This is a genomic window from Yersinia kristensenii, from assembly GCF_900460525.1.
Classification (GTDB): Bacteria; Pseudomonadota; Gammaproteobacteria; order Enterobacterales; family Enterobacteriaceae; genus Yersinia; species Yersinia kristensenii.
Map to the genome: position 1 here is coordinate 1438160 of NZ_UHIY01000001.1, position 13222 is coordinate 1451381.

The following is a 13222-nucleotide window of genomic DNA, read 5'->3' on the forward strand; positions in this document are numbered from 1 at the left end:
AGGGTGTATTTTTAATAAGGCATAATAATGAGTTTTATGGCATCCTTCGAGAGAGGAATGGAGAAAATTCTCGTTCCTATCGCAATAAAATTAAATTCGCAAAGGCATATTGCTGCTATTCGCGATGCTTTTATTTTATCTTTCCCACTCGTCATGGCGAGTTCGTTTATTATATTAATTAACTTTGCCATTCTTTCACCCGATGGCTTCATCGCCAAAATGCTTTTCCTGGGGAAAATTTTCCCTAATATCGCCAGCGCCCAAGCCGTATTTTCACCGGTGATGCAGGGGTCGGTGAATATAATGGCAATACTGATTGTCTTTTTGGTGGCGAGAAACCTTGCCATTAGTTTTAAACAAGATGATCTGTTATGTGGCCTAACCGCTATTGGGGCTTTCTTTATTGTCTATACCCCTTATGAAATGATTGGCGGTCAGGCGTATATCACTATGAAGTTTATGGGTGCCCAAGGGCTCTTCGTCGCCATTATTGTCGCGCTGATAACCGGGGAAATTTTCTGTCGATTGGCACGCTCACCCCGAGCAACGATTACCATGCCAGCACAGGTACCACCGGCGGTTGCTCGATCATTTAAAGTATTAATTCCTGTTTTTGCCGTGATGATTTTCTTCTCGGTACTGAGTTACCTGATTTCCATGATATCTCCGCTTGGGCTAAATGACCTGATTTACTCTCTCATTCAGGCCCCCCTCAAGCATATGGGGACTAATATCTTTGCTGTGGTGATTATTGGTGTCGTCAGTAACTTCCTATGGATACTCGGCATTCATGGCCCTAATACTGTGGCTGCTATCCGCGAAGCTATTTTCTCAGAAGCCAATTTGGAAAACCTATCTTACGCAGCAACCCATGGCACCACATGGGGCGCACCTTACCCAACAACTTGGGGAAGTATTTACGACACCTTTGCCAACTACGGTGGCTCAGGCATGACACTTGGCTTAATCCTTGCCATTTTCATTGCCTCTCGCCGTCCAGAGTATCGGGATATTGCTAAGTTATCGATTGTCCCCGGTTTATTTAACATTAACGAGCCTATTATTTTCGGGTTACCTATTGTCCTAAACCCAGTATTGATTATTCCATTTATTATGGTACCTGCAGTTAATTCATTAATTGGCTATTTCTTTGTATCAATGAATATTATTCCACCGGTAGCTTATGCTCTCCCTTGGACAACACCAGGGCCACTAATACCCTTCTTGGGCACAGGAGGAAATTGGCTGGCGCTCGGTGTCGGTATTTTATGTCTGGCTGTTTCTACACTGATTTATTTGCCATTTGTGATGGTATCCAACAAAGTCCAGATGAAAAACGCAGAGAATGCATAGTCGCGTAAAATATCAGGAGAGAGAGCAATGAAAATAGCTGCATTCGATATTGGCGGTACGTCGCTAAAAATGGGTATTGTCTCATCTGATGGCAATATCCTGGTGCAAGGTAAAGCCGCAATACAGGAGAGCAATGGCGACCAGATACTACAGGAAATGCTGCGCTGGCTTGACCTTCAACACGGTTACGAAGGTATCGCCATCAGCGCCCCTGGGCACGTCAACCCGTTCACCGGATTGATTTCTATGGGTGGGGCTATTCGCCGATTTGATAACTTTAACCTAAAAATCTGGCTGGAACAGCGCTGTGGCTTACCTGTAAGTATCGAAAATGATGCAAATTGCGCATTACTGGCAGAGAAATGGCAAGGTAAAGCGCAGCAGCTAGATGATTTTCTCTGCCTGACGATTGGCACAGGTATTGGCGGCGGTATCTTCGCTAATGGCAATCTGGTGCGTGGTGGGCATTTCCGAGCAGGTGAATTTGGCTATATGTTCAGTTCACAACCTGGAGCGGAGCGCCCCGGCAGCTATACCATGAATGAAGTATCCACGTTGTTGGTATTACGCAGACGTTATGCCGAGAGGGTAAATCGCCCGGTTGAATCAGTGACGGGAGAGGAGATATTCCGTGGTTATGACAACGGCTGCCTCATTTCCCGACGCCTGGTAGATGCTTTTTATAATGATATTTGTGCTGGAATATATAATCTTGTTCATCTTTTCGATCCGACACATATTTTTATTGGTGGAGGTATTACGGAAAGAGAAACATTCCTGGATGAATTGAAAGCTCAACTTAATTGGTTTGATATCAAAGATACGGTTATTGATATTACTACACACAAGAATAATTCAGGATTATTAGGTGCAGTGCGTCATTTTCATCAAACCCACCAAGCCCAATAATATTTATTAACACTAAAACTATTAGAGGATGGCGATTAAATAAAAAATAACTCAATAAAAATAATATATAAAACCCAAATTTAAATAAATTTCTAAGGTTGTGATAACACAACCTTAGAACACTGTGTCTGGAGAATGACATGCCCCGCTATTATTCAAGAAATAAGATTGTCCTTGGTATTATTGCTGCCTGTTTATCTTATTCTACTATGGCTGCACCATTATCTGTTGAACAACGCCTTGCATTATTAGAAAAAAAACTCAGTGAAAACGAACAAGAATTACAAAAAACACGTTCAGAATTACAACAATATAAAACTAATAACACAGCAGAAGTATCGGCAAAACCGGTAAATAAGAATGATCGCGTGCTGGTTCAGCAACAAATACCAGCAACCGCAGGTGCCGTTAACGGACAACCTGAAGTCCAGAATGCGGCCCTAACATTAGATGAAATCAGTCGATATATTAAAGATGACTTTGGCTTCAACTATACAGGTTATTTCCGCTCCGGTTGGGCAACCACCCCACGCGGGGGGCCAAAGTCTTGGGCCATTGGTTCTTTAGGTCGTTTTGGGAACGAACATAGCGGCTGGTTTGACTTAACACTCAGCCAAAGGGTTTACAACAAAGACGGTAAAACAGCGAAAGCCGTTGTCACAATGGATGGTAATGTTGGCCAGCGCAACAATGACAGTTGGTTTAATGATGGCGGCGATGACTTATTAAAATTCTCGGATATGTACCTGACAACCACCGGATTTATTCCCGGAGTGCCGGAAGCTAACTTATGGGTTGGCCGACATGCATTGCAACAATATGAGTTGCAAATGCTTGATTGGAAAGCACATAAAGAAAACAGCGCCAGCGGTGTTGGCGTAGAGAATCTACCGGTTGGCACAGGAAAGTTGGATATCGCGCTTAACCGCCAGGACCTTCGAAATTGTGCGCGTAACACCAACGGTTCGGCGAATTGCAACCTTACCGATGATGTGAATACCAACTCGCTTGATTTTAATTATCATGATATTCCGCTGTGGGATAAAGCCACTCTGACTTTCCGTGGTCGTTATAATCTGGCGAATAAAACCAGTGATAACAAACAGAATGAAAGAGACCATGACTTCTTTGATGTGAAAGATGCCTGGTTAGCAACCACCGTATTACGCCAAAACTTTGATCGGGGCGCATTTAACGAATTTGCCTTCCAGATTGCCAACAACTCCATCGCCGCCGGCTTTATGAATGTATCCGACGCCAATCCAGACTTTGGTCGTGGAAAATATTACTACGGTGATCAAGATGGTGGTACGGCATTCCGTTTGATCTCACAAGGAGAAGCTTATCTGTTGCCAAACGTGATCATGGCAAATACCTTGGTTTATAGCCAAGGTAATAATTTGTATGACTACAACACCTTGTCAGGGACTGACTTCCACAGTATTCGCGCAGTCGTACGTCCATCCTATATTTGGAGCGAATATAATCAAACCGGTGTTGAATTAGCCTATTTTGATCAAGTCAATAAAGCACAAAATAACGACTATCATGAGTCAGGTTATAAAACTACGCTGTTCCATACCTTTAAAGTAGGAACCAGCTTGTTGAATTCTCGCCCAGAAATTCGTTTTTACAGCACTTACTTAAAAGTACTGGATAGTCAAATTGATAACTGGACATTCAATGATGAGAAGAAAGACCAATTATCCTTTGGTGTTCAAGCAGAAGTATGGTGGTAAATAAACCTAAAGTACGATTAATGTAATAATAGCGGGAGCCAGAAAATGGCTCCTGCTTTCTAAGTTATTAAAATAATATTAAGTCACAACAGGAGTAGATATGGATTTGGAAATGACAGTAATGGAACTGATTATTCATGCCGGGGAATCACGTTCAAATTCAATGGAAGCACTGCGCGCAGCTCGCCAAGGGGAATGGGAAAAAGCCGATGAATTGCTGGTTGCAGCAACCAACGCGGCACGCGAAGCACACCATATTCAGACTCAGCTGATTGGCGCTGATGAAGGTTGCGGTAAAATTCCCGTCAATTTAATTATGGTTCATGCGCAAGACCACCTAATGAATGCCATGCTGTGTCAGGAACTTGCGGTAGAGATCATTAAATTACGCCGTGAAGTCGCCGACTTGAAAAATACCCATTAACTGTACTCGACCACATGATGAAGGGCCTATATTGAGTCTATCCTGACTGATAATAAGCGGGGAAATGTACTGAATGGGTCGGAACGGCTATCGGTACAACCGCCCCGCTATCTCTAAACTAGAAAATGATGGCCACTATAGAGAAAATCAAAGTACATATTTCTCAATGGCTAGCGCGACACCATCTTCAATATTGCTGCCCGTCACAAACTGCGCTATCTCTTTCAGTTCGGGAATAGCATTTCCCATTGCAACACCCACACCGGCGTAATTCACCATGGCAATATCATTACCTTGATCGCCCAGTGCCATCACATTTTCCTGCGCAATGCCTAAATGGTCAGCCAACATCTTCACCCCCGTTCCCTTATCGACTCGTTTACTCAAAATCTCCAGGTAAAAAGGCGCACTTTTCATAATAGTGAAACGCTCAAAAGCTTCAGCGGGCATCATCTCCAATGCACGGTCCAGTTTTTCTGGCTCATCAATCATCATCACTTTCGGGAAGCGCAAAGTGGGGTCCATTTCTTCTACCGCCCGGTATTTCAATGGAATACCGGTAATGAACACTTCATGTAGGGTATATTTGCTGATGTCTTTGTTGGGGGTATATAAAGTATCAAAATCAAAAGCCTGAAAACTGACCCCCATTTCTCGTGACAAAGCTTCGAAATAGAGATAATCCTCAAAATTGAGAGTTTCCTGCAAAATACACTCTCCCGTGGCCGCTTTTTGTACTAATGCGCCGTTATTACTGATGCAGTAATCGCTACTGTTTTCCATATTCAGTTCGCGTAAATAACGTCGGATCCCGATATAAGGCCGCCCCGTCGCCAGTACTACACAGACCCCTTTTGCTCGAGCGGCATCAATAGCCTGCTTTACCCTTAGAGTGATTTCATGCTGTGTATTCAACAACGTACCGTCCATATCGATAGCAATTAATTCAATAGCCATAGACCCTCACATTTATTTGGCGAATACTCCATGCTAACGCGATTCAGCGCTGAAATGCTAGTAAGTCCGTGTCTTGGTACGGCACAAACACCAATAAGGTAAAACTCGCAAGATTACGTTCTTCAAGGCAAAAAAAAGCCCAGAAGCAGTTTCCTGTTCTGGACTTTTCTATCTGACCTATAAATTACTGAGTCAATAACTTCTCTGATTAGATATCGATATTCGCTGCACGCAACGCATTCTCTTCGATAAAGGCACGGCGAGGTTCAACCGCATCTCCCATCAGAGTGGTGAACAGTTGGTCTGCGGCAATGGCATCTTTCACCATCACCCGCAGCATACGGCGGCTGGTTGGGTCCATGGTGGTTTCCCACAATTGTTCTGGGTTCATTTCACCCAGACCTTTATAACGCTGGATTGCCAAACCACGACGAGACTCTTTCACTAACCAGTCCAGAGCCTCTTCGAAACTTGAAACTGGCACACGGCGCTCACCACGTTCAACAAAGGCACCGTCATCAATTAAGCCACGCAATTTGTCGCCTAACAGGCAAATCTTGCGGTATTCACCACCGTGGATGAAATCGAAGTCCAGATCGTAATCAGTATCAACACCGTGGGTACGAATCCGCAATACCGGCTCAAATAGCTGGCGTTCACGGTTTTCGCGCACTACTGAACTGTAGCTACTGCCATGCTGTTCTTTCTCGTTCAGCATAACCACCAGCGAATCAATCCATTGCGTAACAACCTCTTTATCGGTCAAATCCTCTTCTTGCAAGGTTGGTTGATAAATCAGGTTATTCAGCAAAGCACGCGGATAACGGCGCTCCATACGGGCGATAGTTTTCTGGACGCTGTAGTGCTCGGCAACCAGTTTCTCCAGATGTTCGCCTACCAGTGGTGGCGCATCAGCATTGATATGCAAGGCCGCACCATCCAGTGCCAGAGTCATCTGATACTGCTCCATCGCATCATCATCTTTGATGTATTGCTCTTGCTTACCTTTTTTCACTTTATACAGTGGCGGCTGAGCGATAAACACATGACCACGCTCAATAATTTCCGGCATCTGACGATAGAAGAAGGTCAACAATAACGTACGGATGTGAGAACCATCCACATCGGCATCGGTCATGATAATGATATTGTGATAGCGCAATTTGTCCGGATTATATTCATCCCGGCCAATGCCACAACCTAGCGCGGTAATCAGCGTTGCCACTTCTTGTGAAGAGAGCATTTTGTCAAAGCGCGCTTTCTCAACGTTCAGGATTTTACCTTTCAGCGGCAAAATGGCCTGATTTTTACGGTTACGACCCTGTTTAGCTGAGCCGCCCGCGGAGTCCCCTTCCACTAAGTAGAGTTCGGACAATGCAGGGTCGCGTTCCTGACAGTCAGCCAGTTTGCCTGGCAAACCAGCCAAGTCCAGCGCCCCTTTACGGCGCGTCATTTCACGGGCTTTACGTGCCGCTTCACGAGCACGGGCAGCATCAATAATCTTGCCCACGACAATTTTGGCGTCGGTTGGGTTTTCCAGCAAATACTCAACCAGCTTCTCGTTCATTAGCGTTTCGACCGCCGTTTTCACCTCAGAGGAGACCAGTTTATCTTTGGTCTGTGAGGAGAATTTAGGGTCTGGTACTTTGACGGAAACCACGGCAATCAAGCCTTCACGGGCATCATCACCGGTGGCACTGATTTTCGCTTTTTTACTGTAGCCTTCTTTACCCATGTAGCTGTTCAGGGTACGGGTCATCGCCGTACGGAACCCCACTAAGTGAGTCCCCCCATCGCGCTGTGGAATATTGTTGGTGAAGCAGTAAATATTTTCCTGGAAACCGTCGTTCCACTGTAATGCCACTTCCACACCGATATCGTCTTTCACGGTGGAGAAATAGAACACTTTCGGGTGGATTGGGTTTTTATTTTTGCTCAGGTACTCAACAAACGCCCGAATCCCACCTTCATAATGAAAATGGTCTTCTCTATCGTTACGTTTGTCTTTCAGTTTGATTGAAACCCCGGAGTTCAGGAATGACAACTCGCGCAGACGTTTAGCCAAGATTTCATACTGGAATTCGGTGTTATTGGTGAAAGTCTGGAAACTCGGCCAGAAACGCACGGTTGTCCCGGTCTGATCGGTTTCACCCACCACTTTCAGTGGTGCCTGCGGCACACCCATTTTGTAAGTCTGCTCGTGAACTTTACCTTCACGGCGAATCACCAGTTCCAGTTTTTCAGACAAGGCGTTAACAACGGATACACCCACGCCGTGCAAACCGCCGGAAACTTTATACGAGTTATCGTCAAATTTACCGCCAGCATGCAACACGGTCATGATGACCTCAGCTGCCGACACCCCTTCCTCGTCATGCATACCGGTTGGGATACCACGGCCATCATCCTGTACGGAAACCGAGTTATCCGAATGGATAGTGACAATAATTTCTTTACAGTGGCCAGCGAGGGCTTCGTCGATAGCGTTGTCCACAACCTCGAATACCATGTGGTGCAGACCGGTACCGTCATCAGTATCACCGATATACATGCCCGGACGCTTACGAACCGCATCCAGCCCTTTTAATACCTTGATACTTGAGGAGTCATAAGTATTCGACATCAACGTTTCTCGCTCATTTTTAATCCTGTGGTTGAACCTCTATTTTGCCATGTTCCACGCGGAACATCTTGCCCTTTTCACCTACCATGTCGGCCACTTGCTCAGCACTCACTGCGCTGACAAAAACCTGTGCCTGAGTAGCTTTTAAACGCTCGGCCAATAAACGACGACGGCCGGTGTCTAGTTCGGAAGCAAAATCGTCAAGCAGATACAGGCAACGCCGCCCGCTCTGTCGGGTGAGAAACTCACCCTGCGCTAACCGCAGTGCGCACATCAGCAATTTTAGCTGACCACGCGATAGCAAATCTTCTACCGGCGTACCATCGGCCCGAATGCGAAAATCCGCTTTATGTGGCCCGACGGCGGTATAGGTTAGCGCTCTGTCACGCTCAAACTGGCGTTCCAACAACTCACCATAGTCACTCTCTTTATCCCAGCCACGCTGGAAAGAGAAACTCAGGGCGAACTCTGGCAGGAACAGCGCGCATGTGGCTGAAATATCTGCCGCAATGGCGTCACTGTATGCCGCCCGCCACTCACTAATACGCTCAGCCAGCGGGATAATTTCCTGATCCCAGGCCCGGATTTGCGCATAGCGACTCACCTGGCGCAGCGCGGCGTTGCGCTGCTTAAGTAATCTTTTCAGATTGCTCCAGGCCATAAAAAAACCGGGTTCATTATGAAAGCAACCCCAGTCTAAAAAGGCACGCCGAAATTTTGGCCCGCCATTCAATAATGTAAACCCCTCAGGGGTAATCAGTTGCATTGGCAGCAATTGCGCCAATTCAGCCACTTTATGACCATCAGTGCCATCAATGCGCACTTTGGTATCACCTTGTCGGCTTTTGCTCAACCCCACGGACGATTCACGCTCATTAGCATCAACCCGACCATGTAATATAAACCCGGCACATTCGTGACGAATCACTCGTCCCGCCTGTAAACTACGAAAAGCGCGGCCATGACCTAAGGTATAAATCGCCTCCAACACGCTGGTTTTACCGCTGCCATTGGGGCCGACTAAAAAATTAAACCCCGACGCCAGTGCCAAGTCTGCCGATTCGATATTGCGAAAATCTTTTATCAGTAAACGCGTCAGAGCCATGCTGCTACTTTCATTATCGAACCATAACCATCAAGGGCGTTATCGGCGTGGGCCATTTGCGTGCAGCCAGTGCACAGTACCCGGAGCGTACACTTGGCTTTATAAAACCGAGTACGTGAGGAGCACCAGCACTGCCCAAGCGAAAAGGAGCAAGTAAAATAGCCCGCTATAGATCACAGACGCATTGGCATAACAACATAAGCCGCAGCCTGACTGGCACCGTCTTCAATCTGCACACTGGAGACCGAGTCGGTCAGTAACAGACTGACATCTTCGCACTTGAGTGCATTCAGCACATCAAGCACATAGCTGACGTTGAAACCGATCTCCATTTCTGCCCCATCGTAGCTAACATCGAGGATCTCTTCCGCTTCTTCCTGTTCAGGGTTATTCGCGGTGATTTTAAGCTGATTTTGACTAACATAAAGCCGCACACCACGAAACTTCTCGTTGGACAAAATCGCCGCACGAGCAAAGGCTTGTTTCAGCAAATCACAACTTGCTTTCAGTGTTTTGTCCGGATTTTTCGGCAATACGCGGCGATAATCAGGGAAGCGGCCATCAACCAGCTTGGAGGTAAAAATGAAATCACCCACATGCGCACGAATATTGTTACTGCCAATTTGCAAGCGCAGTGGTGTGTCACCACCATCCAGTAACCTGACCAACTCCATCACGCCTTTACGCGGCACAATAACCGAATGTGACGGTAATGTCTGGCCAATAGGCATAGCACAAACCGCCAACCGATGACCATCGGTTGCGACAGTGCGCAACTCTTCGCCTTCAGTCTCAAACAACATACCGTTCAAGTAATAGCGCACGTCCTGATGAGCCATCGAGAACTGAGTGGACTCAATCAAACGCTTCAACGTTGCCTGCGGTAAAGTGAATTCAACTTCACTTTGCCAGTCATCCAGATTCGGGAAGTCTGCCGCTGGCAAGGTCGACAGTGAGAAGCGGCTACGACCAGAACGCACCAAGAGGCGGTCACCATCGAGTGCGACAGTAATCTGGGCGCCTTCCGGCAAACCACGCCAGATATCAAAAAACTTCCGTGCCGGCACAGTGGTTGCACCCTGCTCATGAGGCTGAGACAGCGCCACGCGCGCCACCATCTCCATTTCAAGATCGGTACCGGTCAGCAACAAAGAGCCTTCGGTGACTTGCAGCAACAAGTTACCCAAAATAGGTAACGTAGGGCGTCCACCCAGCGGGCTACTGACCTGTTGCAGCGGTTTTAGCAGATGCTCACGTTCAATGATAAATTTCATAGCGCTAGGAGGATAATGTTCTGATTAAGTTAGAGAAATCTTCTTTGATGTCGTGACTTTCTTCACGCAATTGTTCAATTTTGCGGCAAGCATGCAACACCGTGGTATGGTCGCGGCCACCAAACGCATCGCCGATTTCAGGCAGGCTGTGGTTGGTTAACTCTTTCGCCAACGCCATTGCCATTTGGCGCGGGCGGGCTACCGAACGGGAACGCCGTTTAGAGAGTAGGTCAGCGACCTTAATTTTATAATATTCTGCGACGGTTTTTTGAATATTATCGATAGTGACCAGCTTTTCCTGCAATGCCAGTAAATCGCGCAGAGCTTCACGAACAAAATCAATAGTGATTGCCCGACCAGTAAAATTGGCATTGGCGATCACACGATTCAATGCCCCTTCCAGCTCACGCACATTGGAACGCAGACGCTTGGCAATAAAGAACGCAACCTCACCGGGTAAGCGAATATTATTTTCATCCGCTTTTTTCATCAAAATCGCGACCCGGGTTTCCAGCTCCGGCGGCTCAATCGCCACCGTTAGGCCCCAGCCAAAACGCGATTTCAAACGATCTTCTACCCCATTAATCTCTTTTGGATAGCGATCTGATGTCAAAATGATCTGCTGATTACCTTCCAGCAAAGCATTAAAGGTGTGGAAAAACTCTTCTTGGGAACGCTCTTTATTGGCAAAGAACTGAATATCATCGATTAATAACGCATCAACCGAACGATAATAGCGCTTAAACTCTTCTATTGCGTTGTTCTGCAAGGCTTTTACCATGTCTTGCACAAAACGCTCTGAGTGCATATAAACCACTTTGGCGTTAGCTTTACGGGCGATAATGCCATTCCCTACAGCATGTAATAGGTGAGTTTTACCCAAACCTGTGCCGCCATAGAGGAATAATGGATTATACGCGCCACCCGGATTATCCGCGACCTGACGTGCCGCTGCGCGGGCCAGTTGGTTAGATTTACCTTCAACGAAGTTATCAAATGTGTGTTTAGGGTTCACATTCGAACGATAAGAATGTTCAGGTTGAGCAGGCGAACTGTCCCAACTCGGGCGTACAGGTGCGCTGCGGGTAACCGGAGCAACAGGCGCGCTAACGCTGGCTGTAACTGGATGACTGTGTACTGCTCTGACCGCGGGTTTACTCCCAACTTCAAAACGCAGTAAAGGAACCTCACCGCCACAGAAATCATTAAGCAAGCCATTGATATTGTTTAAGTACTTATCACGGACCCAGTCCAGTACAAAACGATTAGGTGCGTAAAGCGCCAGAGTATTGTCACTCAGTTCCGCCTGTAGGGGGCGTATCCACATACTAAATTCTGTGGCAGGTAACTCATCCTGCAATCGGGCAAGACACTGCTGCCAAAGCGAAAGTGACACGGCGGACTCCACTCGAACAAGATCAATAAAAGAAAGAAATCAGGATTTTTTGTAACTCATCGTTTTTGACACACGCCAATATGGCCTGTAGCAAGCCAAAGTGACATGCGAACCGTTTTTCGGTTGTTTTACGACTCACACCCCCCCACGATCCCGGAGTAGTGATCTCAGAGTAGCGGATGTGATCGGAAAGGCGGATCATAGCGCAAAAGCAGCAATAGATCCTCCCCTTCCTCACAGATTAGATCCTTTTTATCCACAGGCCACAACTTCTATCGGCAGTGTAACCTAGCACATCACTTTTCCTGCCGTCATCGTGCACGATCCCGGAGTATTTCGGAATATACTGGAATTACTTTCCCCTTATCCCAACCTTGATCCTCATTAATCTACAAAGGATCTCACCGCGATCCTTGCGCTTTATCAGGGAGTCCGTATAATCCTCAGCCCTACGTGTGATGCCTGTTCTCTTAATGGTCTCGGCCAAAAAGAAACCAGCGGTGAACACGGACAGGCTCTTGGTAAACTCCCATACAGAAAACTTCTGTGCGGGCGTGCGCAATGTCAATTGACTCAGGACTGTACAATTATTACAATCCCGCTTCTTTATATGTTGCGATTGAGGCGTCGGTGTCTTCACTCCGAGCAGCCAAACGCGTTTACTGAATCAGTAATTATTTTAAGTTTAGGTAGAAATCGCTATGAAACGCACTTTCCAACCGTCCGTATTGAAGCGCAACCGTAGCCACGGTTTCCGTGCTCGTATGGCCACCAAAAATGGTCGTCAAGTTCTGGCTCGCCGTCGTGCGAAAAGCCGTACTCGTCTGACTGTTTCTAAGTAATAAAAGCTAACCATATCAATGGTTAAGCTAGCATTTCCTAGGGAGTTACGTTTGTTAACTCCCAGTCATTTTACGTTCGTCTTCCAGCAGCCACAACGGGCTGGCACGCCGCAAATCACCATCCTCGGCCGCCTGAACGAGCTGGGGCATCCCCGCATCGGTCTTACCGTCGCCAAAAAACATGTCAAACGTGCTCATGAACGTAATCGGATCAAGCGCTTAACCCGCGAAAGCTTCCGGTTACATCAGCATACGTTACCGTCTATGGATTTTGTCGTTTTGGTGAAAAAGGGTGTGGCTGACCTCGATAACCGTGCGTTGACAGAAGCTTTGGAAAAATTATGGCGTCGCCACTGTCGCCAGGCTCCCGCATCCTGATCGGGCTAATCAGGGGCTATCAGCTCGTGATAAGTCCGTTGCTGGGGCCGCGTTGTCGTTTCCATCCGACATGTTCTCATTACGGAATTGAGGCATTGCGCCGGTTTGGGATGATAAAAGGCAGTTGGTTAACACTGAAACGCGTATTAAAATGCCACCCTTTGAACCCAGGTGGCGATGATCCCGTGCCGCCGAAACCCGACGATAACAGAGAACACTAAC

12 protein-coding genes are annotated in these 13222 nt (G+C 46.9%); 7 read left to right on the forward strand and 5 right to left on the reverse strand.

Going from position 1 to position 13222, the window contains the following annotated elements:
* The first annotated feature begins 27 nt into the window (after nt 1–27).
* The 4 genes from DX162_RS06650 (at nt 28) to DX162_RS06665 (ending at nt 4425) form a co-directional block, all read left to right on the forward strand.
* Entirely contained in the window at nt 28–1353 is a 1326-nt protein-coding gene (locus DX162_RS06650) for a PTS sugar transporter subunit IIC (RefSeq protein WP_032821088.1), read from the forward strand.
* A 27-nt stretch (nt 1354–1380) separates the two neighbouring features.
* Nucleotides 1381–2262, forward strand: a complete 882-nt coding sequence (locus tag DX162_RS06655) for an ROK family protein (protein WP_004392960.1) — start codon at nt 1381–1383, stop codon at nt 2260–2262.
* Nucleotides 2263–2402: 140 nt separating this feature from the next.
* Nucleotides 2403–4001, forward strand: a complete 1599-nt coding sequence (locus DX162_RS06660) for a carbohydrate porin (RefSeq protein WP_004392958.1) — start codon at nt 2403–2405, stop codon at nt 3999–4001.
* 100 nt (nt 4002–4101) lie between these two features.
* Nucleotides 4102–4425, forward strand: a complete 324-nt coding sequence (locus tag DX162_RS06665; RefSeq protein ID WP_004392957.1) for a PTS lactose/cellobiose transporter subunit IIA — start codon at nt 4102–4104, stop codon at nt 4423–4425.
* Between the two features lie 147 nt (nt 4426–4572).
* On the opposite strand, the gene yidA is transcribed toward DX162_RS06665, so the two are convergent.
* From yidA to dnaA, 5 genes are all read right to left on the reverse strand, one after another.
* The gene (gene yidA / locus DX162_RS06670; RefSeq protein WP_004392956.1) at nt 4573–5382 is read right to left on the reverse strand and encodes a sugar-phosphatase; all 810 of its coding nucleotides are present in this window, start codon (nt 5380–5382) and stop codon (nt 4573–4575) included.
* A gap of 208 nt (nt 5383–5590) precedes the next feature.
* Nucleotides 5591–8005 (reverse strand): DNA topoisomerase (ATP-hydrolyzing) subunit B, encoded by a 2415-nt coding sequence (gyrB, locus tag DX162_RS06675; RefSeq protein ID WP_004392955.1) that lies wholly within the window; start codon nt 8003–8005, stop codon nt 5591–5593.
* Between the two features lie 19 nt (nt 8006–8024).
* Nucleotides 8025–9110 carry a DNA replication/repair protein RecF gene (recF, locus tag DX162_RS06680; RefSeq protein ID WP_038637665.1) on the reverse strand — a complete coding sequence of 362 codons (1086 nt, stop codon included), beginning with the start codon at nt 9108–9110 and terminating at the stop codon, nt 8025–8027.
* Nucleotides 9111–9283: 173 nt separating this feature from the next.
* Nucleotides 9284–10384, reverse strand: coding sequence for a DNA polymerase III subunit beta (gene dnaN, locus DX162_RS06690; protein ID WP_004393545.1), 1101 nt, complete (start codon nt 10382–10384; stop codon nt 9284–9286).
* 4 nt (nt 10385–10388) lie between these two features.
* On the reverse strand, nt 10389–11780 hold the full coding sequence (gene dnaA / locus DX162_RS06695; protein WP_004393544.1) for a chromosomal replication initiator protein DnaA: 1392 nt from the start codon (nt 11778–11780) through the stop codon (nt 10389–10391).
* 701 nt (nt 11781–12481) lie between these two features.
* On the opposite strand from dnaA, the gene rpmH reads away from it, so the two are divergent.
* The 3 genes from rpmH to yidD are packed head-to-tail and all read left to right on the forward strand — an operon-like array spanning nt 12482 to nt 13221.
* Nucleotides 12482–12622, forward strand: a complete 141-nt coding sequence (rpmH, locus tag DX162_RS06705) for a 50S ribosomal protein L34 (RefSeq protein WP_004393543.1) — start codon at nt 12482–12484, stop codon at nt 12620–12622.
* 18 nt (nt 12623–12640) lie between these two features.
* Entirely contained in the window at nt 12641–13000 is a 360-nt protein-coding gene (gene rnpA, locus DX162_RS06710; protein WP_025380108.1) for a ribonuclease P protein component, read from the forward strand.
* Nucleotides 12964–13221: a membrane protein insertion efficiency factor YidD gene (gene yidD / locus DX162_RS06715; RefSeq protein WP_032906726.1), complete on the forward strand. Its 258-nt coding sequence runs from the start codon at nt 12964–12966 to the stop codon at nt 13219–13221. The genes rnpA and yidD overlap by 37 nt, the downstream gene beginning before the upstream one ends.
* Nucleotide 13222: the final 1 nt, after the last annotated feature.